This window comes from Burkholderia sp. DN3021, assembly GCF_049805555.1.
Taxonomy (GTDB): Bacteria; Pseudomonadota; Gammaproteobacteria; order Burkholderiales; family Burkholderiaceae; genus Burkholderia; species Burkholderia pyrrocinia_C.
The window spans coordinates 18,637-39,754 of the sequence record NZ_JBNCAB010000065.1 but is presented as its reverse complement, the minus strand read 5'-3'; the positions used below and the strand labels follow the sequence as shown (position 1 = coordinate 39,754).

22 protein-coding genes are annotated in these 21,118 nt (G+C 68.3%); 11 read left to right on the top strand and 11 right to left on the bottom strand.

Annotated features, from left to right (window positions below; translation table 11 throughout):
- Nucleotides 1-1,007, bottom strand: a 1,007-nt coding sequence (xseA, locus tag ACPUER_RS26465; protein ID WP_425132531.1) for an exodeoxyribonuclease VII large subunit, incomplete at its 3' end; no start/stop codon positions are given.
- A gap of 450 nt (nucleotides 1,008-1,457) precedes the next feature.
- Between xseA and lpxK the strand changes: the two genes are divergently transcribed.
- The 5 genes from lpxK (at nucleotide 1,458) to ACPUER_RS26440 (ending at nucleotide 5,541) form a co-directional block, all read left to right on the top strand.
- On the top strand, nucleotides 1,458-2,486 hold the full coding sequence (gene lpxK / locus ACPUER_RS26460) for a tetraacyldisaccharide 4'-kinase (protein ID WP_175961905.1): 1,029 nt from the start codon (nucleotides 1,458-1,460) through the stop codon (nucleotides 2,484-2,486).
- The gene (locus tag ACPUER_RS26455; RefSeq protein WP_010090898.1) at nucleotides 2,467-2,661 is read left to right on the top strand and encodes a Trm112 family protein; all 195 of its coding nucleotides are present in this window, start codon (nucleotides 2,467-2,469) and stop codon (nucleotides 2,659-2,661) included. Before lpxK ends, ACPUER_RS26455 begins: the two co-directional genes overlap by 20 nt.
- 124 nt (nucleotides 2,662-2,785) lie before the next feature.
- Entirely contained in the window at nucleotides 2,786-3,577 is a 792-nt protein-coding gene (kdsB, locus tag ACPUER_RS26450) for a 3-deoxy-manno-octulosonate cytidylyltransferase (protein WP_425132530.1), read from the top strand.
- Nucleotides 3,578-3,785: 208 nt separating this feature from the next.
- Nucleotides 3,786-4,448 carry an adenylate kinase gene (adk, locus tag ACPUER_RS26445; protein ID WP_034178848.1) on the top strand — a complete coding sequence of 221 codons (663 nt, stop codon included), beginning with the start codon at nucleotides 3,786-3,788 and terminating at the stop codon, nucleotides 4,446-4,448.
- A gap of 334 nt (nucleotides 4,449-4,782) precedes the next feature.
- Nucleotides 4,783-5,541, top strand: coding sequence for an SDR family NAD(P)-dependent oxidoreductase (locus tag ACPUER_RS26440; RefSeq protein ID WP_425132529.1), 759 nt, complete (start codon nucleotides 4,783-4,785; stop codon nucleotides 5,539-5,541).
- A 66-nt stretch (nucleotides 5,542-5,607) separates the two neighbouring features.
- On the opposite strand, the gene ACPUER_RS26435 is transcribed toward ACPUER_RS26440, so the two are convergent.
- Both ACPUER_RS26435 and murJ read right to left on the bottom strand, forming a co-directional pair.
- Nucleotides 5,608-6,450: a SirB1 family protein gene (locus ACPUER_RS26435; RefSeq protein WP_175961908.1), complete on the bottom strand. Its 843-nt coding sequence runs from the start codon at nucleotides 6,448-6,450 to the stop codon at nucleotides 5,608-5,610.
- An 8-nt stretch (nucleotides 6,451-6,458) separates the two neighbouring features.
- Entirely contained in the window at nucleotides 6,459-8,009 is a 1,551-nt protein-coding gene (murJ, locus tag ACPUER_RS26430; protein ID WP_175961909.1) for a murein biosynthesis integral membrane protein MurJ, read from the bottom strand.
- A 304-nt stretch (nucleotides 8,010-8,313) separates the two neighbouring features.
- Between murJ and rpsT the strand changes: the two genes are divergently transcribed.
- Nucleotides 8,314-8,586: a 30S ribosomal protein S20 gene (gene rpsT / locus ACPUER_RS26425; RefSeq protein ID WP_006482211.1), complete on the top strand. Its 273-nt coding sequence runs from the start codon at nucleotides 8,314-8,316 to the stop codon at nucleotides 8,584-8,586.
- A gap of 165 nt (nucleotides 8,587-8,751) precedes the next feature.
- On the opposite strand, the gene ACPUER_RS26420 is transcribed toward rpsT, so the two are convergent.
- On the bottom strand, nucleotides 8,752-9,072 hold the full coding sequence (locus ACPUER_RS26420; protein ID WP_069248689.1) for a DUF3579 domain-containing protein: 321 nt from the start codon (nucleotides 9,070-9,072) through the stop codon (nucleotides 8,752-8,754).
- A gap of 412 nt (nucleotides 9,073-9,484) precedes the next feature.
- Here ACPUER_RS26420 and argF point away from each other — a divergent pair, with 412 nt between their 5' ends.
- Complete coding sequence (argF, locus tag ACPUER_RS26415) at nucleotides 9,485-10,414, top strand: ornithine carbamoyltransferase (RefSeq protein WP_034178853.1); 930 nt, start codon at nucleotides 9,485-9,487, stop codon at nucleotides 10,412-10,414.
- A gap of 92 nt (nucleotides 10,415-10,506) precedes the next feature.
- On the opposite strand, the gene murB is transcribed toward argF, so the two are convergent.
- Entirely contained in the window at nucleotides 10,507-11,556 is a 1,050-nt protein-coding gene (gene murB / locus ACPUER_RS26410) for a UDP-N-acetylmuramate dehydrogenase (protein WP_425132528.1), read from the bottom strand.
- A gap of 136 nt (nucleotides 11,557-11,692) precedes the next feature.
- On the opposite strand from murB, the gene ACPUER_RS26405 reads away from it, so the two are divergent.
- A complete protein-coding gene (locus ACPUER_RS26405; protein WP_425132527.1) occupies nucleotides 11,693-12,178 on the top strand; it encodes a YajQ family cyclic di-GMP-binding protein in 486 nt (161 codons plus the stop codon).
- A gap of 68 nt (nucleotides 12,179-12,246) precedes the next feature.
- Here the strand turns inward: ACPUER_RS26405 and plsY are convergent, their stop codons facing one another.
- Nucleotides 12,247-12,885 (bottom strand): glycerol-3-phosphate 1-O-acyltransferase PlsY, encoded by a 639-nt coding sequence (gene plsY / locus ACPUER_RS26400; RefSeq protein ID WP_034178855.1) that lies wholly within the window; start codon nucleotides 12,883-12,885, stop codon nucleotides 12,247-12,249.
- Between the two features lie 110 nt (nucleotides 12,886-12,995).
- Nucleotides 12,996-13,487, bottom strand: a complete 492-nt coding sequence (gene ybaK / locus ACPUER_RS26395; protein ID WP_347067178.1) for a Cys-tRNA(Pro) deacylase — start codon at nucleotides 13,485-13,487, stop codon at nucleotides 12,996-12,998.
- A gap of 238 nt (nucleotides 13,488-13,725) precedes the next feature.
- Here ybaK and ACPUER_RS26390 point away from each other — a divergent pair, with 238 nt between their 5' ends.
- The gene (locus tag ACPUER_RS26390) at nucleotides 13,726-15,288 is read left to right on the top strand and encodes a class I adenylate-forming enzyme family protein (RefSeq protein WP_425132526.1); all 1,563 of its coding nucleotides are present in this window, start codon (nucleotides 13,726-13,728) and stop codon (nucleotides 15,286-15,288) included.
- 58 nt (nucleotides 15,289-15,346) lie between these two features.
- Here the strand turns inward: ACPUER_RS26390 and xerD are convergent, their stop codons facing one another.
- From xerD to queG, 3 genes are all read right to left on the bottom strand, one after another.
- On the bottom strand, nucleotides 15,347-16,297 hold the full coding sequence (gene xerD / locus ACPUER_RS26385; protein ID WP_034178857.1) for a site-specific tyrosine recombinase XerD: 951 nt from the start codon (nucleotides 16,295-16,297) through the stop codon (nucleotides 15,347-15,349).
- Complete coding sequence (locus ACPUER_RS26380; RefSeq protein WP_174382600.1) at nucleotides 16,294-16,764, bottom strand: methylated-DNA--[protein]-cysteine S-methyltransferase; 471 nt, start codon at nucleotides 16,762-16,764, stop codon at nucleotides 16,294-16,296. Before ACPUER_RS26380 ends, xerD begins: the two co-directional genes overlap by 4 nt.
- Nucleotides 16,765-16,827: 63 nt before the next feature.
- The gene (queG, locus tag ACPUER_RS26375) at nucleotides 16,828-18,063 is read right to left on the bottom strand and encodes a tRNA epoxyqueuosine(34) reductase QueG (protein ID WP_425132525.1); all 1,236 of its coding nucleotides are present in this window, start codon (nucleotides 18,061-18,063) and stop codon (nucleotides 16,828-16,830) included.
- A gap of 17 nt (nucleotides 18,064-18,080) precedes the next feature.
- Between queG and tsaE the strand changes: the two genes are divergently transcribed.
- Together tsaE and ACPUER_RS26365 are read left to right on the top strand one after the other, a co-directional pair.
- The gene (tsaE, locus tag ACPUER_RS26370; protein WP_175961915.1) at nucleotides 18,081-18,632 is read left to right on the top strand and encodes a tRNA (adenosine(37)-N6)-threonylcarbamoyltransferase complex ATPase subunit type 1 TsaE; all 552 of its coding nucleotides are present in this window, start codon (nucleotides 18,081-18,083) and stop codon (nucleotides 18,630-18,632) included.
- Nucleotides 18,614-20,140 carry an N-acetylmuramoyl-L-alanine amidase gene (locus ACPUER_RS26365; protein WP_258281185.1) on the top strand — a complete coding sequence of 509 codons (1,527 nt, stop codon included), beginning with the start codon at nucleotides 18,614-18,616 and terminating at the stop codon, nucleotides 20,138-20,140. Before tsaE ends, ACPUER_RS26365 begins: the two co-directional genes overlap by 19 nt.
- A gap of 54 nt (nucleotides 20,141-20,194) precedes the next feature.
- Here the strand turns inward: ACPUER_RS26365 and ACPUER_RS26360 are convergent, their stop codons facing one another.
- The gene (locus ACPUER_RS26360) at nucleotides 20,195-21,073 is read right to left on the bottom strand and encodes an EamA family transporter (RefSeq protein WP_425132532.1); all 879 of its coding nucleotides are present in this window, start codon (nucleotides 21,071-21,073) and stop codon (nucleotides 20,195-20,197) included.
- Nucleotides 21,074-21,118 lie beyond the last annotated feature (45 nt).

Below are 21,118 nucleotides of genomic sequence, written 5' to 3'. Positions count from 1 at the left end.
GACGCGAGCCGCGCCGCGAGCTGCTCGACGTGCGTGCGCTGCCGCTGCAGCCGCTCGGCCGGGCTCACGAGCCGGCGCGCGAGCCAGTCGAGCTGCTGCGCACGCTGTTCGAGCCGGCGTTCCATGCCGCGCGCGAGCGCACGCTGGCGGTCGCCGACCTCGCGCAGCAGCAGCGCGCGCTGCGGGCTCGCGAGTTCGGCCGCGCCGGTCGGCGTCGGCGCGCGCACGTCGGCCGCGAAGTCCGCGATCGTGAAATCGGTTTCGTGCCCGACGCCGCTGACGACCGGCAGCTCGCTCGCCGCGATCGCGCGCGCCAGCGCCTCGTCGTTGAACGACCACAGATCCTCGATCGAGCCGCCGCCGCGGCAGACGAGCAGCACGTCGACCTCGCGCCGCGCATTCGCGGCCTCGACGGCCGCGACGAGCTTTTCGGCGGAACCGGCACCCTGCACGGGCGCCGGATAGACGATCACCGGAATGTGCGGCGCACGGCGTGCGAGCGTGGTCAGCACGTCGCGCAGCGCGGCGGCCTGCAGCGACGTGACGATACCGATCGCGCGCGGGTGGGCCGGCAGCGGCCGCTTGCGCTCGGGCGCGAACAGCCCTTCGCCTTCGAGCTGCGCCTTCAGCCGCAGGAATGCCTCGTACAGGCGCCCCTGCCCGGTGCGCCGCACGGCCTCGACGTTGAGCTGCACTTCGCCGCGCGGCTCGTACATCGTGACGACCGCGCGAACCTCGATCCGGTCGCCTTCGCGCGGCGTGAATTCCGCGTATTGGGCGCGGCCGCGGAACATCACGCAGCGCATCTGCGCCTGCTGGTCCTTGATCGAGAAATACCAGTGGCCGCTCGCGGCGCGCGTGAAATTCGATACTTCGCCCGAAATCCACAGCAGCGGAAACGAACGCTCGAGCATCGTCGAAATCGCGCGATTGAGCGCCGAAACGGGAATCACTTCGTCGCCGCCGCGGGTCGCGCCGGGTGCGGCAAAAGGGGAGTCGGAAGGCATGGACGGTCGGATGAATGCTGGCGGCGACACGATAGTCCGACACGCGCGCGGCGTCCAGCACCGAGCGCATGCGTCGCGGCGCTCGAAAGGTGTCCACACTTTGGCAATCGTCCGCGTAAAACGCTTGGAAACCGCGAAAAAAACCAGACAATTCCCGATAACGCATTGATTTTTATATATTTTTAAACCTTTCGGAATGATTCTCATCCGATTCGATGCCCACCGGGCGGGCGTTTGAGGCCATCGACCGGGGAGTTCTTCACAGAGTTATCCACAGCCCGCCGCGATCCGGCCCCGCGGGCTGCGTCGGCCGGTCGCGCTTGCCGCGTCCGCATGCGGCGCGCTAGAGTGCCGCCTTCCGCAGACCCCGCGGCATGCGCCGCCCAACGGAGAATCCGCCTTGACGAATCCGTCCCACGCCGCGGCGCACGACGCGCCGCGCCCGGTCCGATGAGCGCGCCCGGCGGCCCGCTCGCCCGGCTCGAAGCGCGCCTGACACGCGAATGGCAGCGGCGCGGCGCGCTCGCGTGGGCGCTCACGCCGTTCGCATGCGTGTTCGGCCTGTGCGCGGCGCTGCGGCGCACCGCTTACGCACAAGGCTGGAAGCAGCCGGTCGACGTCGGCGTGCCCGTCGTCGTGGTCGGCAACGTGACCGTCGGCGGTACCGGCAAGACGCCGACCGTGATCGCGCTCGTCGACGCGTTGCGCGCGGCCGGCTTCACGCCCGGCGTCGTGTCGCGCGGCTACGGCGCGAACGTGAAAGCGCCGACCGCCGTCACGCCCGCGTCGAGCGCGAGCGTGGGCGGCGACGAGCCGCTGCTGATCGCACGCCGCACCGCCGCGCCCGTCTGGGTGTGTCCCGACCGCGTGGCGGCCGCGCAGGCGCTGCGCGCCGCGCATCCGGACGTCGACGTGATCGTCAGCGACGACGGCCTGCAGCACTACCGCCTCGCGCGCACGGTCGAGCTCGTCGTGTTCGACCACCGGCTCGGCGGCAACGGCTTCCTGCTGCCGGCCGGCCCGCTGCGCGAGCCGCTGTCGCGGCACCGCGATGCCACGCTCGTCAACGATCCGTACAGCGGCGCGCTGCCGCCTTGGCCCGACACCTACGCGCTCGCGCTCACGCCGGGCGCCGCATGGCACCTCGACCAGCCCGCGCTGCGCCGCCCGCTGTCGCAGTTCGCGAACGAGCGCGTGCTCGCCGCGGCCGGCATCGGCGCGCCGGAACGCTTCTTCGCAACGCTGCGCGCGGCCGGTCTCGCGCCGGCGACGCGCGCGCTGCCCGACCACTACGCGTTCACCGACAATCCGTTCGTCGACGACGCCGTCGATGCGATCCTGATCACCGAGAAGGATGCAGTAAAATTGGGCGCTTCCTGGCGCGACGCTCGACTCTGGGTCGTCCCTGTCGAAGCCGCGCTCGACCCTCGCCTCATTGCCCTCGTTGTGGAGAAACTCCGTGGACGCTCGCCTGCTTGAAATCCTTGTGTGCCCTATCTGCAAAGGCCCGCTCCACTATGACCGCGCCGCGCAGGAGCTGATCTGCAACGCGGACAAGCTCGCCTACCCGATCCGCGACGGCATCCCCGTGATGCTCGTCGACGAAGCGCGCCAGACCGTCGAAGGCACGCCGGTCGACCCGGCCGGCCGCTAAACCGTCAGGCCGCTCGACCGCCGCAGTCGCTTGAAGGCGACCCGGCCCCGGCCGGTCGCCGAACGCCGCCGGGCGACCGGCGCCGGACGCGCCACCCGCCCCGTCCCTCTCACCGTTCCCTCCGATGACTCACCCGCAACCCTTCATCGCCGTCATTCCCGCCCGGCTCGCGTCGACGCGCCTCCCGAACAAGCCGCTCGCCGATCTCGGCGGCAAGCCGATGGTCGTGCGCGTCGCCGAGCGCGCGCGCGAAGCGGGCGCGCAGCAGGTGCTCGTCGCATCCGACGCGCAAAGCGTGCTCGATGCGGCGCGCGATCACGGCTTCGAGGCGGTGCTGACGCGTGCCGACCATCCGTCCGGCACCGACCGGCTCGCGGAAGTCGCGGCGACGTTCGGGTGGAGCGACGACACCGTCGTCGTCAACGTGCAGGGCGATGAGCCGCTGATCGACCCCATGCTCGTGCGCGACGTAGCGTCGCACCTGGCCGCGCATCCGGCCTGCGCGATCGCGACCGCGGCCCACCCGATCCACGATGCAGCCGACGTGTTCAACCCGAACGTCGTGAAGGTCGCGCTCGACGCGCAGAGCGTCGCGCTGTACTTTTCGCGCGCGCCGATTCCGTGGAGCCGTGACGCGTACCAGCCGCACTGGCCGGACGTCGCGGCAATGCCGGCCCCTGCATTTCCGGTCTACCGGCACATCGGCCTCTATGCATATCGCGCGCGTTTCCTGCGCACGTATCCGACGCTTGCGCAGGCGCCGATCGAACAGGCCGAGCAGCTCGAACAGCTGCGCGCGCTGTGGCACGGCGAGCGCATCGCAGTGCTGATCACCGGGTCCGCGCCCGAAGCCGGTATCGACACGCCCGCCGATCTTGCGCGCGTGCAGGCCCTTTTTCGGCCGGGTTCAAAATAACCCGTGGCATAATCAGGCGATTGTGCGAGCCGTCCGCGACCAGCGCGTCCTCGCTTGACCCCGCCCGCGGCCCTGCCGGCAGCCGCGCGTCGCCGAAGCCGACGCGCCGCATCAGACCGGTCCGCCGCGCGCCAGGCAAGCCCCGCGCACGTTGTCGCCGGCGCCTTTGCGTCTCGCCACACGAATCTACATACTTGGAGATATCACCATGCGTTTGATCCTGTTGGGCGCGCCCGGCGCGGGAAAGGGCACCCAGGCAAACTTCATCAAGGAAAAATTCGGCATCCCGCAAATCTCGACGGGCGACATGCTGCGCGCGGCCGTGAAGGCCGGCACGCCGCTCGGCATCGAAGCGAAGCGCTTCATGGATGAAGGCAAGCTCGTGACGGACGACCTGATCATCGGCCTCGTCAAGGAGCGCCTGAAGGAATCCGATTGCGCGAACGGCTATCTGTTCGACGGCTTCCCGCGCACGATCGCGCAGGCCGATGCGATGAAGGACGCCGGTGTCGCGATCGACTACGTGCTCGAGATCGACGTACCGTTCTCGGAAATCATCGAGCGCATGAGCGGCCGCCGCACGCACCCGGCATCGGGCCGCACGTATCATGTCAAGTTCAACCCGCCGAAGGTCGAAGGCCACGACGACGTGACGGGCGAACCGCTGATCCAGCGCGACGACGACAAGGAAGAAACCGTCAAGAAGCGTCTCGAAGTGTACGAAGCGCAGACCAAGCCGCTGATCAAGTACTACGGCGACTGGGCGCAGCGCGGCGAGGAAAACGGCCTGAAGGCGCCGCAGTATCGCAAGATCTCGGGCCTCGGCAGCGTCGAGGAAATCCGCGAGCGCGCGTTCGACGCACTGAAGTAAGCACCGCATCGCGCACCGCAAGCCGCCCTTTCCGGGCGGTTTTTTTTCGCCCGGCCGAGCTTCGCACGACCGCGCTTGTCTCGCCGCCGGGCGATGGCGCCCCGTACAATCGGTCGGATGCATGCGCGCTGCCAACCGGCACACGTTTTTTCAACCGATCGCTTCGCATCGGACAGCACAACCGCTTTGCGTGGGACCTCCCCAAGCGCCAAGGGCGGTCGACCGCCTTGCATGGGACCTCCCTAAGCGCTAAAGCGCCAAGGGCGGGCGACCGCCTTGCATGGGACCGCCCTAAGCGCTAAAGCGCCAAGGGCGGTCGACAAAGGAGACAGTCATGGAGATTCGCGGCAACGTCTTTCTGATCACGGGCGGCGCGTCGGGCCTCGGCGCCGGAACGGCGCGGATGCTCGCGCAGGCCGGCGGCAAGGTCGTGCTCGCCGACCTGAACGAGGCGGCGGGCGTCGCGCTCGCGACCGAGCTGGGCGGTGCATTCGTGCGCTGCGACGTGTCGAGCGAAGCCGACGCGCAGGCGGCCGTCGACGCGGCGACGCGCGCGGGCACGCTGCGCGGCCTCGTCAACTGCGCGGGCATCGCGCCCGCCGCGAAGACCGTCGGCAAGGACGGCGCGCATCCGCTCGACGTGTTCGCGAAGACGATCAACGTGAACCTCGTCGGCACGTTCAACATGATCCGGCTCGCGGCGGCCGCGATGGCCGCAACCGCGCCGACCGCGGACGGCGAGCGCGGCGTGATCGTCAGTACCGCGTCGGTCGCCGCGTTCGACGGGCAGATCGGCCAGGCCGCGTACGCGGCCTCGAAGGCCGGCGTCGCGGGCATGACGCTGCCGATCGCGCGCGACCTGGCGCGCAGCGGCATCCGCGTGATGACGATCGCGCCCGGCCTGTTCGAGACGCCGATGCTGCTCGACATGCCGCAGGACGTGCAGGACGCGCTCGGCGCAATGGTGCCGTTCCCGCCGCGGCTCGGCAAACCGGCCGAATACGCGATGCTGGTGCGCCAGATCGTCGAGAATCCGATGCTCAACGGCGAAGTGATCCGCCTCGACGGCGCTATCCGGATGCAGCCGAAGTAAGCGCGAATGAAAAACGCCCGCGATGCGGGCGTTTTTCATTCCGGATTCCGGCAGTCGCGCGGTGGCTCAGTCCTCGCCGTCGCGCTGCATCCGCTGCCGCAATTCGGTCACCTGCGACTCGACGACGGTCGCATCGTCCGCCTCCGGCCGCTCGCCGAGATACTGCTCGAGATCCTCGAGCGCGGGGCGCAGGTAGTCGAGCCGCGCATACGCGAAACCGCGATCGCGCACCTCGTCGAGCTGCTCGGGCAACAGGATCACGAGCCGCTGCTGCACCGCGAGCAGCCGCTGCCAGCGTTCCGTCTGCAGATAGATCGTCTTCAGGTTGCGCAGCATCCGCGCGATGATCTCGCGGCTCGTCGCGGGCTGCAGCAGCGCGCGCAACGCGCTGTCGACCGCGCCGGCCGCGCGCGCGACGTACGGCTCGAGCATCTCGACCATCTCGGCTTCCGACAGCGAATGGCCGTTGGTCGGATCGATGATCAGGTCGCCGTCCGGCAGCGTGACGCGCAGCAGGAAATGGCCGGGGAACGATACGCCGCGCGCCGGCACGCCGACCTGCTCGGCGAGCTCCAGATACAGCACCGACAGCGAGATCGGGATCCCGCGCCGCCGTTTCAGCACGGCGTTCAGGTGGCTGTTATCGGGGTCGTAGTAATCGTTGTGATTGCACGCGAAGCCGAGTTCGCGGAAGAAGAAGTCGTTCAGCGCGGCGACGCGGCCTTTCAGGTCCGCATCGTCGGCGAGCCGCTGGCGCAGCCGCGCCGCCAGCATGTCGAGTTCGGCCAACGTGCCCTGCAGGTCGAGGTCGGGATACGCGTCCTGCGCCAGCGACAGCGCGGTCTCCGTGACGGGCAGGCTGTCGTCGTCCGCCACGAGCGTGCTGAAGTAGTCGAGGACGCGGGTCATAGCGGTCGTCACTTGGCGCGCCTTCTGAAGTAAGCGTATTTGAAGCCCATCACCCACAACATACCGAAATATAGTGCAGCGAACAGCACGAGGCACGCGGCCATCAACGCGATGCGATCGAGCGGCTGCGTGCGCATCCCGGTCCAGTCGAAGCTGATCGAGAACCAGTGCATCACGCCCGCGAGCACGAGCGTCGCGCCGACGAGCTGCATGAAGAAGCGCAGCCAGCCCGGCGACGGCTGGTAGATGCCGCGCTTGCGCAGCCCGATGAACAGCAGCAGCGAGTTCAGGCACGCGCCGACGCCGATGCTCAGCGTGAGGCCCGCATGGCCGATCAGCGGCACGAACACGTAGTTCGAGATCTGCGTGACGATCAGCACGCCGATCGCGATCTTCACGGGCGTCTTGATGTCCTGCTTCGCATAGAAGCCCGGCGCAAGGATCTTGATCAGGATGATGCCGACCAGGCCGATCCCGTAGGTCGCGAGCGCGCGCGCGACCATCGTGACGGTATGCGCGTCGAACTTGCCGTAGTTGAAGAGCGTCGCGGTGAGCGGCGTCGCGAAGAAGAACAGCGCGAGCGCGCTCGGCGCCGCGAGCAGGAACGTGACGCGCAGCCCCCAGTCGAGCAGCGCCGAATACTCAGTCGAATCGGCGTCGACGTGCGCCTTCGACAGGCTCGGCAGCAGGATCGTGCCGAGCGCGACGCCGAGCAGCGCCGTCGGGAATTCCATCAGACGATCGGCGTAGTTGATCCACGACACGGCGCCCTGCCCGAGCCGCGATGCGATGTTGGTGTTGATGATCAGCGACAGCTGCGCGACCGACACCGCGAACGTCGCGGGCACCATCTTCGCGAGCACGCGCTTCACGCCGGGGTGCCGCAGCGCGCGCAGCGGGTTGAGGCCGATCAGCGGCACCATGTCGATCTTCTTCAGGCCCGGCAGCTGCACGAGGAACTGCAGCACGCCCCCCACGATGACGGCCCACGCGAGCGCGAACACCGGCACCTTCAGGTGCGGCGCGACGAACACGGCCGCGGCGATGAATGCGACGTTGAGCAGCACCGGCGCGAACGCGGGCAGCGAGAAGCTCTTGTACGTGTTCAGCACGCCGGACGCGAGCGTCGTCAGCGAGATGAACACGATGTACGGGAACATGATCTGCGTCATCGTGACCGCGAGCGGGAACGCACGGCCATCGGTGTGCAGGCCGGACGCGACCGCGAACACGACCCACGACGCGCCGGCGATCCCGAGGACCGACAGCACGGCAAGCGCCCACGCAAGCACGGTCGACATCGCGTCGACGAGCGCCTTCGTCGCATCGTGCCCCTGCTGGTTCTTGAACTCGGCGAGGATCGGCACGAACGCCTGCGAGAACGCGCCTTCAGCAGAAAGGCGGCGCAGCAGGTTCGGGATGCGGAAGGCGACGTAGAACGCGTCGGTGTATTGACTGGCGCCGAACGCACGGGCGATCAGCGTCTCGCGGGCCAGTCCGGTCACGCGCGACAGCAGCGTGAAGCCGCTGACCGTCAGCAGGGCTCGGAATAGATTCATGGGGCGCTTATTATACGGACGTTGCGTGGCCCGGCCACCGCCCGATGCCGAAAAGCGCGCCCGCCGCCGGCGCCTCGCCCGGCGGGTGTCACATCGATCTTGCCACTCGCTTGATTTTGTTGCTATAATCGCCCGTTTCTAGGCCTGTACATGTACGGCAACTGCCGTTTCCATGTTCCGGCCTCGGTTAAAATCACCGTTTTTTTATGCGCCCCTGGGCAATCGTTCTCAGGGGACGGATCGAAAAGCAGCGCTTGGCCGTCAGGCTCCAAGCTCTGGAAACAGGACAGGATAAGGAACCGTCATGGCTAACTCCGCACAAGCACGCAAGCGCGCCCGCCAGGCCGCGAAGGCAAACTCGCACAACTCGGCGCTGCGCTCGAAATTCCGTACCGCGATCAAGTCGGTTCGCAAGGCTGTTGAAGCCGGCGACCAGGCAAAGGCTGCCGAGCTGTTCAAGGCTGCCGTGAAGACGATCGACACGATCGCCGACAAGAAGATCGTTCACAAGAACAAGGCCGCTCGCAGCAAGAGCCGCCTCGCCGCAGCCGTCAAGGGTCTGCAGGCAGCAGCGTAAATCCGGTGCGCCCGCTCACGCGGGCGTTCCTGTTTCCTGCGATCGCAAAAAAGCCCGCCTAGGCGGGCTTTTTTGTTGCCTGTCGTCCGGGCATCGGGGCATCGCGCCGACCGACGACAGTCAGGGCGGGCGCACCAGGCGCCCTCGCCCGCCGACATCACCGCATCACTTCTTCGCGCCGTAGTCCGGCAGCTCGCACGCCTCGGTGACGACGAGGTTGTTGTCCTTCGCGAAATTCAGCACGAAATCGAAAGCCATCGGTTCGACATCGCGCAGCCGCGAATCGAGGATCACGCATTTCAGGTCGCCGAGCATCGTCGGACGCACGTACAGCGAATACTTGAGACGCGCATTCGGCCCGCTCGCCCCCGGCCCGAAGCAGGCCATCACACCGGCCAGACGTTCCGACCAGTCGCTCGGGCGAAACTTTTTCCCGTCTTTCGTAATGCCCTGGATAAAGAATTCGGTCGGAGGGGTTTCAGCCATGTGGTTACCCAAGTGACGGCCCGGCGATGCCCAGGCGACGGCGCCTGGATACGCGAACACAAAGCTGGAATGGACGGCGGCACAAGCATCCGGATATCCCGAAAACAGGACGTCGATGCGCGCCGCCGGTGTGCCGCACCGGATTTGTGCAGCGCACAGCTTGTGTCCGGCAGAGCGCGAGGAGGCTTGCCTGCCGGGCTGGAGAAAACTTTTCGATTATACCGCAGCGCGCCATCGCGCGTCGTCCCGACACCCCCTTCCCGTGCCGCCGGCCGTGCACCGCGATCGTGCCCCGCCTCTCTTCGCGGCTCGTCAAAGCACAGAAAATCCTTTATGCTGCTTTGAGTTATCCACACCCGACGGCGGCGCCGTCCGGCCTCGCTGCCGGGTGAAACCCGCCGTATTTCGCTTCATGACCGCCAAAACCATTCGTCACTACCTGCAGTTCAAGGATTTCTCGCTGGAAGACTACGAGTACGTGCTCGAACGCACGGGTATCCTGAAGCGCAAGTTCAAGAACTACGAGACCTATCACCCGCTGCACGACCGCACGCTCGCGATGATCTTCGAGAAGAGCTCGACGCGCACGCGCCTGTCGTTCGAGGCCGGGATCTTCCAGCTCGGCGGCCACGCCGTCTTCATGAGCACGCGCGACACGCAGCTCGGCCGCGGCGAGCCCGTCGAGGATTCCGCGCAGGTCATCTCGCGGATGGTCGACATCATCATGATCCGCACGTTCGAGCAGGAGGTCATCCAGCGCTTCGCGGAAAACTCCCGCGTGCCGGTGATCAACGGCCTGACCAACGAATACCACCCGTGCCAGGTGCTCGCCGACATCTTCACGTACTACGAGCACCGCGGCCCGATCGCCGGCAAGACCGTCGCGTGGGTCGGCGATGCGAACAACATGCTCTACACGTGGATCGAAGCCGCGCAGATCCTCGGCTTCAAGCTGCGCCTGTCGACGCCGCCCGGCTATGCGCTCGACATGAAGCTCGTGTCGCCCGACAGCGCGCCGTTCTACGAAGTGTTCGACGATCCGAACGAAGCATGCAAGGGCGCCGATCTCGTGACGACCGACGTATGGACGAGCATGGGTTTCGAAGCCGAGAACGAAGCGCGGATGAAGGCGTTCGCCGACTGGTGCGTCGACGAGGAAATGATGGGCCACGCGAACCCGGACGCGCTGTTCATGCACTGCCTGCCCGCGCACCGCGGCGAGGAAGTGACGGCCGGCGTGATCGACGGCCCGCAGAGCGTCGTGTGGGACGAGGCGGAAAACCGCCTGCACGTGCAGAAGGCGCTGATGGAGTTCCTGCTGCTCGGCCGCCTCAAGCACTGACGCGCCGCGGGAATCCGGCAGCAGACGCAAAAAGCGCCGATCGACGATCGGCGCTTTTTGTTTGGGGACGTGAAAACCGGCGCGGCCCCGCGCTACAGGCAGACCGGTTCGGCCTCGAGCTCGACGCCGAATTGCTCGCGCACGTCGGCCTGGATCGCCCGTGCCAGCGCGAGCACGTCGGCGCCCGTCGCGCCGCCGCGATTGACGAGCACGAGCGCCTGGCGGTCGTGCACGGCCGCCGCGCCCAGCGCGCGCCCCTTCCAGCCGCAGCGGTCGATCAGCCAGCCGGCCGCGAGCTTCACCTGCCCGTCCGGCTGCGGATACGACACGACATCGGGCGCGCGGGCGCGCAGCGCATCGAACTGCGCGGCGTCGATCACCGGATTCTTGAAGAAGCTGCCCGCGTTGCCGAGAACGAGCGGATCGGGCAGCTTCGCGCGGCGGATCGCGACGACCGCGTCGAACACGTCGCGCGGCGTCGCCGCATCGGGCGCGATGCCGCGCGCGTCGAGCTCGCGCGTGACGTCCGCGTAGCCGAGCCGCGGCGTCCATTGCCTGGGCAGCCGGAACGTCACCGACACGATCGCGAACCGGCCGCGCCCTTCCCGCTTGAAGAAACTGTCGCGATAGCCGAATGCGCAGCGCGCGGCGTCGAAGCGCTCGCTGCGCCCCGTAGACAGCTCGACGGCGACCAGCGAATCGAAATACACCTTCATCTCGAGGCCGTACGCGCCGATGTTCTGGATCGGCGCAGCGCCGACGGTGCCCGGGATCAGCGCGAGGTTCTCGAGGCCCGGCATTCCGTGCTCGAGCGTCCACGCGGCGAAGGCGTGCCAGTTCTCGCCGCCGCCGGCCTCGACGTACCACGCGTCGCCGTCCTCGCGCACGACGCGGCGGCCCGCGATCTCGTCGAGCAGCACGACGCCGTCGAAATCGCGCGTGAACACGACATTGCTGCCGCCGCCGAGCACGAGCTGCGGCAGGTTCGCGACGCGCGGGTCGCGATGCAGCGCCTCGAACTGCGACGCGTGCGTGATGCGCGCGGCGAAGCGCGCGTTCGCGTCGATGCCGAACGTGTTGTGCGCGGCGAGCGGATGGTCGGGAAGCAGCGACAGGGCGGAATCGTCAGGAGGCATCGGCATTCGCGGTCACGTCGGCCCGGGCGGCGCATGGCCGGCCTTGGGCAAACGGAGGGGCATCGGTAAAATGGCAAACAGTCCGCAATTATAGCGAGTGCCCGCGCGCGAGCCGGGTGCCCGCATCTCAAGGGAGAATGCCATGCCATCGTTCGACGTCGTTTCCGAAGCGAACATGATCGAAGTGAAGAACGCCACCGAGCAGTCGAACAAGGAAATTTCGACGCGCTTCGACTTCAAGGGCTCCGACGCGCGCGTCGAGCAGAAGGAACGCGAGCTGACGCTGTTCGCCGACGACGATTTCAAGCTCGGCCAGGTCAAGGACGTGCTGATCGGCAAGCTGGCCAAGCGCAACGTCGACGTGCGCTTCCTCGACTACGGCAAGGTCGAGAAGATCGGCGGCGACAAGGTCAAGCAGATCGTCACCGTGAAGAAAGGCGTGACGGGCGATCTCGCGAAGAAGATCGTGCGGCTCGTGAAGGACAGCAAGATCAAGGTGCAGGCGAGCATCCAGGGCGACGCGGTGCGCGTGGCGGGCACGAAGCGCGACGACCTGCAGAGCGTGATCGCGATGCTGCGCAAGGACGTGACCGATACGCCGCTCGACTTCAACAACTTCCGCGACTGATCGCCGGCCGAGCCGTCCCGTCATCACGCCGGGCCCCGCACACGCGGCGCGCGGCAAGCACCGCTTCGTCAGGCTTTCCCGCCGTCCTGCGCGCCGCCGTCCGCGGCCGCCTTCTTCTTGTCGCCGATCCGGCTCTCCTGCCCTGCGAGCAGCTTCGAAATGTTGCCGCGGTGACGCCACACGAGCAGCACGCTCATCGCGAGCACGGCCCATGCGACCGGGTTGTGGCTCGTGCCGAACAGGAACACGTCGAACACCGGCGCGAACACCGCCGCCACCAGCGCCGCGAGCGACGAGTAGCGGAAGAAGAATGCGACGATCAGCCAGGTCAGCGCGGTCGCGAGCCCGAGCACCGGGTGCACGGCGAGCAGCACGCCGGCCGCGGTCGCGACGCCCTTGCCGCCCTGGAAGCGGAAGAACACCGGATACAGGTGGCCGATGAACACGGCGATCGCGACCCATGCGACCGCGACGTCGGGCAGGCCGAAGCGCCGCGCGAGCCAGACGGCAATCCAGCCCTTGAATGCGTCGCCGACGAGCGTCAGGATCGCGGCTTTCTTGTTGCCGCTGCGCAGCACGTTGGTCGCGCCGGGATTCTTCGACCCGTACGAACGCGGGTCGGCCAGGCCCATCGCGGCGCTGACGACGACGGCGAACGACACCGAACCGATCAGGTAGGCAACGAGGGCGGCGAGCAGGATCTGCATGCGGAGGACTCTTCTTTCAACGTATCGGTAAAGGGACGGCTCTGTGCGCGGCAAGCCGAAACGGCGCCCATTCTACCGAACGAGCGCGGCCTGCCACGAAGGTGAAACCCTCAGTCGACGCTCGCGCACTGCACGGGCTGCGCGCCGAGCAGCGACGTGAGCACCGCCGGCGCGAGGCTGACGAGGTAGCCGCGACGGCCGCCGTTCAGGTAGATCGTCGGCAATTCGAGGATCGTCGCCTCGACGTAGACGGGCATCGTCTTGCGCGTGCCGAACGGCGACGTGCCGCCGACGAGATAACCCGAGTGGCGGTTCGCGACCTCGGGCTTGCACGGCTCGACGCGCTTCGCGCCGATCTGCCGCGCGAGGTTCTTCGTCGACACGGTGCGGTCGCCGTGCATCAGCACGATCAGCGGCTTCGCGTGTTCGTCTTCCATCACGAGCGTCTTCACGACGCTGTGCTCGTCGACGCCGAGCTGGCGCGCCGATTCGCCGGTGCCGCCGTGTTCGACGTATTCGTACGGATGCTCGCCGAACGTGACGCCGTGGCGGCGCAACAGCTGGGTCGCAGGGGTTTCGGACACGTGTCTGGATTTGCTCATGGCGGCATTCTAATGGCGAACGACCGGCGCGCGCGATGGCGTGCCCGTGCCGGCGGTATACTCGCGGCCCGTTTTCCGCGGGGCGGCCCGCGGCGTCGCCGTGACGATTCCGCCCATCATCATTGCGAACATCGCGAAGCGCTATTGCCCGATTGGCCGATTGTGGCGCATGCGCCGTCATGGCACGATCGTTCGCAAACATCGTCACGCCGCCGCCCGCCCCTTTTCTGGAGACGCCATGCCCTCGCCCATCCGTTCATCCGAGTCGCTCGACGTCGATGCGCTGCTCGCCGCGCTGCCCGGCCGTATCGCCGACGTGCCCGCGCGCTGGGCCGCGCGGGCGCCCGCGCACCCGGCGCTGATCGAGGACGCGCGCCGCCTGTCGTACGGCGACTTGTCGCAGGCCGTCGATGCGGCGGCCGCGCGGCTCGCGAGCCTCGGCGTGCAGGGCGGCGACCGCGTGATGATCGTCGCGGAAAACTGCGTCGCGCAGATCGTGCTGCTGTTCGCGGTCGCCCGCGTCGATGCGTGGGCGCTCGTGTCGAACGCGCGACTGTCCGCCGGCGAACTCGATGCGATCGCCGCGCACGCGCGTCCGAAGCTGATCGCGTTCGCGACGGACGCATCGCCCGACGCACGTGCCCACGCGGCGCGGCTCGGCGCGACACCCGCCGGCGCGCTGCCGGTCGACATCGGCGCCTGGTCGTATCGCGTCGATACGAGCGCGCTGGCCGAACCGGTGGCCGCCGACGGTGCCGCGCAATGCGCGGCGCTGATCTACACGACCGGCACGACCGGCGCGCCGAAAGGCGTGATGCTGTCGCACCGCAACCTGCTGTTCATCGCGGCGACGTCGAGCACGTTGCGCCGCGTGTCGCCGGACGACGTCGTCTACACGGTGCTGCCCGTGTCGCACGTGTACGGGCTCGCGTCGGTCTGCCTCGGCAGCCTGTACGCGGGCGCGACGCTGCGGCTCGCGCCGCGCTTTGCGCCGGAGGCCGTGCGCATCGCGCTCGCCGACGAAGGCGTCACGATCTTCCAGGGCGTGCCCGCGATGCACGCGAAGCTGCTCGAACACCTGCACACGCACGGCCACGCGTGGCACGCGCCGCGCCTGCGCTTCGCGTATTCGGGCGGCTCGCCGCTCGATGCGAACCTGAAGGCGCGCGTCGAGGGCGTGTACGGCATGCCGCTGCACAACGGCTACGGGATGACCGAAAGCAGCCCGACGATCACGCAGACGCCGCTCGACGCGCCGCGCGCCGACAGCTCGGTCGGCGTGCCGATTCCGGGCGTCGACATGCGGATCGTCGCGCCGGACGGCACCGACGTGCCGCAAGGCGAAGTCGGCGAGATCCGCGTGCGCGGGCCGAACGTGATGCTCGGCTACTACCGCAACGCGGACGCCACGCGCGCGGCCGTGTCGCCGGACGGCTGGCTGAGCACCGGCGATCTCGCGCGGCAGGACGCAGACGGCGCGGTGACGATCGCGGGCCGCAGCAAGGAACTGATCATCCGGTCCGGCTTCAACGTGTATCCGGTCGAAGTCGAACAGGTTCTGAACGCGCATCCGGACGTCGTGCAGGCAGCCGTCATCGGCCGCGCGGTCGAAGGCAACGAGGAAGTGCTCGCGTTCGTCGAGCTGGTGCCCGGCGCGGCGGCGGACGAAGCGGCATTGCACGCATGGTGCGCGGAGCGATTGGCGCCTTACAAACGCCCTGCTCACATCCGCGTGCTCGACGCATTGCCGGCCGCATCGACCGGCAAGGTGCTGAAGCACAAGCTGCGCGACCTGGCCTGACGCCTGCCGGCGCGCGCCGCGAAGAACGCGCCGTGCCGGAATCGCGCGCCCCCGTGCGCTAGCCGCGCGGATGGTGTTGCGCGTGCAGCGTCCTCAGCCGCTCGCGCGCGACGTGCGTATAGATCTGCGTGGTCGAGATGTCGCTGTGGCCGAGCAGCAACTGCACGACGCGCAGGTCGGCGCCGTGGTTCAGCAGGTGTGTCGCGAACGCATGCCGCAGCGTGTGCGGCGACAGGTGCGCGCGCACGTCGGCCTGCTGCGCGTGGCGCTTGATGATGTTCCAGAACTGCTGGCGCGTCATTCCGTCGCCGCGCGCGGTCACGAACAGCGCATCGGCCGCGCGTGCGCCGAGCAGCGCCGGCCGCGCATTGCGCAGGTAGCGCTCGATCCAGCCGTGCGCGACTTCGCCGAACGGCACGAGCCGCTCCTTCGAGCCCTTGCCCATCACGCGCACGACGCCCTCGTTGAGGCCGACCTCGACGGTCTTCAGCGTCACGAGCTCGCTCACGCGCAGCCCGCTCGCGTACATCAGCTCGAGCATCGTGCGATCGCGCAGGCCGAGCGGCGTGTCGATGTCGGGCGCACCGAGCAGCGCCTCGACCTGCGCCTCGGACAGCGTCGACGGAAACCGGGCCGCCTGTTTCGCGGACGTGATCCGCAGCGTCGGGTCCGCGCTCGCGCGATGCTCGCGCACGGCCCAGCCGTAATAGCGACGGAACACCGACAGCCGCCGGTTCGACGACGTCGCCTTGCCGTCGCTGCGCGCAGCGATATAGCCCGTCACCATCGCCTCGTCGGCTGAATCGAGCGGCGCGTCGTGCGTCGCGGCCAGCCATCGGGAAAACAGCACCAGATCGCGCCGGTACGCGTCGAGCGTGTTGCGCGAGAGCCCGTGCTCGAGCCACAGCGCATCGCAGAACACGTCGATCGACGCGCGGCTCGCGAGCAGCGCGGGCGATGCCGCGGCGGCATCGTCGTCGGCTTCGGGGGAAATCAGCGGTTCGCTCATCGGTACGGCACGCCCTCGTGCGCCAGCAGCCAGCGCTTCACTTTCTGGTAATAACCGTTGTCGTCGTGGTTCGCAAAGCCGCCGAGGCCGCCTGCCGCGACGACGCGATGGCACGGGATCACGAGCGGAAAGTAGTTCGCGCCGCACGCCTGGCCGACCGCGCGCGGCGCGCTGCCGATCCGCTTCGCGACCTGGCCGTAGGTCAGCACCGTGCCGGGCGGGATATCGCTGATCACGTCCCACACGCGGTGCTGGAACGCGCTGCCGACTTCGGCGAGCGGCAGGTCGAAGCGCGCCGACGCGCGCTCGAAATAACGTTCGATCTGCTTGACCGCGCGCTTCGCGAGCGGCGAATCCGGATCGACCGACTTCACCGATTCGGGCAGATAGACGATCTCGCGCACCACCGCGGCGTCCGTGCGGATGCCGACCTTGCCGAACGGTGCGTCGATGACTGCATTGAACATTGCCCTCTCCTGAGCGATGGATGGCGCGGCACCGCCGCGCGCCGACGACACTTTACGCCGCCTTCACGCGGCGCGCAGCGCCCATTCGACATGCTCGCGCACGACCGGCGACGGATCGTCGGCCCGCGCGCGCAACGCGGCGACGATCGCGTCGCGCGCCTGCGGCGAAAGCCGGTCCGCGCTCGCGCGCAGCGCATTGCCGAGCCCGACCGCGAGATTGCGCAGCCAGCTTTCGTAGCCGATGCGCCGGATCGCGCTGCCCTGCATCCGCGTATCGAACGCTTGCGCGTCCCACCCGAACAGCTCGACGAGCGTCGCGCGGTCGAGGCCGTGCCGCACGTCGAAATCGGCGACGGGTGCGGCCTGCGCGAACTTGTTCCACGGGCACACGAGCTGGCAGTCGTCGCAGCCGTACACGCGATTGCCGATCATCGGCCGCAGCGGCTCGGGGATGCTGCCTTTCAGCTCGATCGTCAGGTACGAGATGCAGCGGCGCGCATCGACGCGGTACGGCTCGACGATCGCGCCGGTCGGGCACGCATCGATGCAGCGCGTGCAACTGCCGCAATGCGCGCCGGGCGTCTCGGGTGCGGTATCGGGCGACGTATGCGCGTCGGTCGGCAGCGGAATATCGACGTAGATCTCGCCGAGGAAGAACAGCGAACCCGCGTCGCGCTGCAGCAGCAGCGTGTGCTTGCCGCGCCAGCCGACGCCGGCCTTCTGCGCGAGCTCGACCTCGAGCACGGGCGCCGAATCGGTGAACACGCGATAGCCGAACGCGCCGATCTCGTGCTCGATGCGCTCCGCGAGCGTCTGCAGCCGGTTGCGCAGCACCTTGTGATAGTCGCGGCCGCGCGCATAGATCGACACGACGGCCGCCTGCGGATCGTCGAGCCGCGCCCGTTCGCGCGCGCGCCAGTCGTGCAGCGCGAGCGCGCCGGGCTCGCCGTCGGGTGCGCCGGCGGCGAGTGTTTCGGCCGGCAGGTAGGCGAGCCGCACGGAAATCACGCGTCGCGTACCGGCCACAAGTTCGGCCGGCCGCGCGCGTTTCATCCCATGTTTCGCCATATAATCCATTTCGCCGTGGTATCCGGCTTCCAGCCAGGCGGCGAGGCCTGCTTCGGCATCCGAGAGATCGGTATCGCTGATGCCGATCGCCCCGAAACCCAATTCGCGCCCCCACGTCCTGATGCGAGCGGCGAGCGCAGTCAAGGCCGCATCGTCGAGCGCGCACGGCGCCGCGCCTTCGGCATGAGTCGAAGGCCTGTCGGATGCGGCGAGTTCCGGTAATCGGTTCATCGCACTATTTTACGAGAATGCCAGCCACGTCCCATACGCCTCACGCCGCCATGCTGCCGGCCCCGCTCGCGGAGCGCGTGATCGCGCTCGCCGACGAAGCGGCGACCGATGCTTTCGGCACGCGCTTCGCGCATGCGCTCGACGCGGCGCGCATCGATCTCGCCCGCGCGCACGCGTTCGACGGGCTGCAGATCCAGCTGGTCGGCGATCTCGGCGCGGGCAAGACGAGCCTCGTGCGCGCGATCCTGCGCGGCCTCGGCCACCAGGGACGCGTGCGCAGCCCGACCTATACGCTCGTCGAGCCGTACGCGCTCGAACGCAGCGATGGGGAACTCGAGGTCTATCACTTCGATCTGTATCGATTCAACGATCCGGCCGAATGGTCCGACGCAGGCTTTCGCGAATATTTCAATTCCAGCGCGATCTGCCTCGTCGAATGGCCGCAACAGGCGGGCGCGCTGCTCGGCGTGCCCGATCTGGTTTTCTCGCTCGACGTGGATGGCGACGGCCGCACCCTCACCGTCCGGGCGTACAGCGCTTCAGGAAAGGCATGTCTCGAAAGATGTTGATCAAACCGTTCCGCTCGATCGAATCGGCGGCCACCGCGACGCATAACTGGCGGCGCCGCCAGATCCTGCGCGCGGGCGCGTCGACGCTGGTGCTCGGCCTCGTCGCCCCGCGGCTCGCGCACGCGTCGTCGGTGCTCGGCGTGCGCGTGTGGCCCGCGCGCGATTACACGCGCGTCACGATCGAATCCGACCAGCCGCTGCAGAATAGCCAACAACTGCTGCAGGGGCCGGACCGTCTCGTCGTCGACCTGAACGGCCTCGATCTCGACCAGGCGCTGCGCGACCTCGTGTCGAAGATCGCGCCGAACGATCCGCAGATCCAGTCGGTGCGCGTCGGCCAGTATCAGCCGCACGTCGTGCGGATGGTGTTCGACCTGAAAGGCTCGGTGAAGCCGCAGGTGTTCACGCTGCCGCCGGTCGGCACCTACAAGTACCGGCTCGTGTTCGACCTGTATCCGGCCGTCGCGCCCGATCCGCTGACCGACCTGATCGCGCAGACGGAACGCAAGGAACAGGCGCTCAACGACACGGCGCGCGCGCAGCAGATGCAGCCGCCGAGCGCGCTGAACGGGCCGGCGACGCCGCCCGTCGCGGGCAACGACAACAGCGACGCGTTCTTCCAGCGCTTCGCGCAGAACACGCCGGCCACGCCGCACACGCCGCCCGCTGCCGGCACGCCTGCGACGCCCGCGAAGCCGGCCGTCAAGCCGCCGCCCGTCATCGCGCGCCGTGACGACAGCGACGACGACGGCGACACCTACAAGTTCACCGCACCGAAATCCGGCAAGGGCGGCACCGTGCGCCTGCTGACGGTCGCGATCGATCCGGGCCACGGCGGCGAGGATCCGGGCGCGATCGGCGGCGGCGGCACGTACGAGAAGCACATCGCGCTCGACATCGCGAAGAAGCTGCGCGCGAAGATCGACGGCGCGCCGAACATGCGCGCGATGATGACGCGCGACGCCGACTTCTTCGTGCCGCTGAACGTGCGCGTGCAGAAGGCGCGCCGCGTGGGCGCCGATCTCTTCGTGTCGATCCACGCGGACGCGTTCACGACGCCGTCCGCGCGCGGCTCGTCGGTGTTCGCGCTATCCGATCACGGCGCGTCGAGCGCCGCGGCGCGCTGGCTCGCGAACAAGGAGAATTCGTCGGACCTGATCGGCGGCATCAACATCAAGACGCAGGACGCGGCCGTGAGCCGCGCGCTGTTCGACATGTCGACGACCGCGCAGATCCGCGATTCGATGCGCTACGGCAACTACGTGCTGAAGGAAGTCGGCGGCATCAACAAGCTGCACAAGGGCTCGGTCGAACAGGCCGGGTTCGCGGTGCTGAAGGCGCCCGACATTCCGTCGATCCTCGTCGAGACCGCGTTCATCAGCAACCCGGACGAAGAGCGCAGGCTCAACGACGACAGCTATCGCGACGAGATGGCCGACGCGATCTTCCGCGGCATCAAGCGTTATTTCGCCGCGAATCCGCCGCTCGCGAAGAACCGGATGGCCTGACGGCCGTACCCGGCCACCCCGCCCCACCGCCGGCACGCAGCGCGTGCCGGCGCGTCACGACGCCGCGAAGCGGCGCATCAGTTTCCCGCCGAACACGTTCACCGCGAGCCCGCCCATCACGAGCGCCGCGCCGGTCAGTTGCGCGCGCGTCAGGTGCTCGTCGAGCAGCAGCGCCGACGACGCGAGCCCGACGATCGGCACCAGCAGCGAAAATTGCGCGACCTGCGCGGCCGGGTAGCGCGACAGCAGGCGGCTCCACAGCCCGTAGCCGAGCAGCGTCGCGACGAACGCGAGATAGACGACCGCGAAGATCGACGCACCGTCGAGCCCGGCGAGCGCGGTCGCGATCCGCTGCGGCCCTTCGAACCACAGCGACAGCAGGAAGAACGGCACGGGCGGCACGAGGCTCGCCCATACGACGAGCGACACGAGGTTCGCTTTCCCGACCTTCTTCGTGACGATGTTGCCGAACGCCCACATCGCGGCCGAGCAGATCGTCAGCAGGAAACCCGCGAGCGTCATCGCACGGCCGCCCTGCGCCGCGATCACGACGAGCCCGCCCGCGGCGATCGCGAGCCCGACCAGGTTCTGCACGCGCAGCCGCTCGCCGAGGAACAGCATCGCGAACACCAGCGTGAAAAACGCCTGCGACTGCAGCACGAGCGACGCGAGGCCGGCCGGCATGCCGACGTACATGCCGGTGAACAGGAACACGAACTGGCCGAGCTGGATCGTCGCGCCGTACAGCACCAGCAGGCGCCACGGAATCTGCGGCCGGCGCACGAAGAACACCGCGGGCACGGCCGCGAGCGTGAAGCGCAGCGCGCCGAGCAGCATCGGCGGCATCCCGTGCAGGCCGACCTTGATCACGACGAAGTTAACGCCCCACGCCAGAATCACGACCAGCGCGAGCAGCAAGTCCTTCGGGGCCATCATCGGCGTCTCCTCGATTGTCGAATCGTTGTTCCGAAGCGCGTC

Excerpts from the sequence above, each read along its gene's own strand:
- ACPUER_RS26405 (WP_425132527.1), top strand. The coding sequence starts at position 11,693 with ATGCCATCGTTCGACGTCGTTTCCGAAGCGAACATGATCGAAGTGAAG.
- ACPUER_RS26360 (WP_425132532.1), bottom strand. The coding sequence starts at position 21,073 with ATGGCCCCGAAGGACTTGCTGCTCGCGCTGGTCGTGATTCTGGCGTGG.
- ACPUER_RS26440 (WP_425132529.1), top strand. The coding sequence starts at position 4,783 with ATGGAGATTCGCGGCAACGTCTTTCTGATCACGGGCGGCGCGTCGGGC.
- ybaK (WP_347067178.1), bottom strand. The coding sequence starts at position 13,487 with ATGAGCAAATCCAGACACGTGTCCGAAACCCCTGCGACCCAGCTGTTG.
- ACPUER_RS26420 (WP_069248689.1), bottom strand. The coding sequence starts at position 9,072 with ATGGCTGAAACCCCTCCGACCGAATTCTTTATCCAGGGCATTACGAAA.
- lpxK (WP_175961905.1), top strand. The coding sequence starts at position 1,458 with ATGAGCGCGCCCGGCGGCCCGCTCGCCCGGCTCGAAGCGCGCCTGACA.
- ACPUER_RS26365 (WP_258281185.1), top strand. The coding sequence starts at position 18,614 with ATGTCTCGAAAGATGTTGATCAAACCGTTCCGCTCGATCGAATCGGCG.
- rpsT (WP_006482211.1), top strand. The coding sequence starts at position 8,314 with ATGGCTAACTCCGCACAAGCACGCAAGCGCGCCCGCCAGGCCGCGAAG.
- queG (WP_425132525.1), bottom strand. The coding sequence starts at position 18,063 with ATGAACCGATTACCGGAACTCGCCGCATCCGACAGGCCTTCGACTCAT.
- argF (WP_034178853.1), top strand. The coding sequence starts at position 9,485 with ATGACCGCCAAAACCATTCGTCACTACCTGCAGTTCAAGGATTTCTCG.
- ACPUER_RS26380 (WP_174382600.1), bottom strand. The coding sequence starts at position 16,764 with ATGTTCAATGCAGTCATCGACGCACCGTTCGGCAAGGTCGGCATCCGC.
- murB (WP_425132528.1), bottom strand. The coding sequence starts at position 11,556 with ATGCCGATGCCTCCTGACGATTCCGCCCTGTCGCTGCTTCCCGACCAT.
- tsaE (WP_175961915.1), top strand. The coding sequence starts at position 18,081 with ATGCCAGCCACGTCCCATACGCCTCACGCCGCCATGCTGCCGGCCCCG.
- ACPUER_RS26435 (WP_175961908.1), bottom strand. The coding sequence starts at position 6,450 with ATGACCCGCGTCCTCGACTACTTCAGCACGCTCGTGGCGGACGACGAC.
- plsY (WP_034178855.1), bottom strand. The coding sequence starts at position 12,885 with ATGCAGATCCTGCTCGCCGCCCTCGTTGCCTACCTGATCGGTTCGGTG.
- adk (WP_034178848.1), top strand. The coding sequence starts at position 3,786 with ATGCGTTTGATCCTGTTGGGCGCGCCCGGCGCGGGAAAGGGCACCCAG.
- murJ (WP_175961909.1), bottom strand. The coding sequence starts at position 8,009 with ATGAATCTATTCCGAGCCCTGCTGACGGTCAGCGGCTTCACGCTGCTG.
- xerD (WP_034178857.1), bottom strand. The coding sequence starts at position 16,297 with ATGAGCGAACCGCTGATTTCCCCCGAAGCCGACGACGATGCCGCCGCG.
- kdsB (WP_425132530.1), top strand. The coding sequence starts at position 2,786 with ATGACTCACCCGCAACCCTTCATCGCCGTCATTCCCGCCCGGCTCGCG.
- ACPUER_RS26390 (WP_425132526.1), top strand. The coding sequence starts at position 13,726 with ATGCCCTCGCCCATCCGTTCATCCGAGTCGCTCGACGTCGATGCGCTG.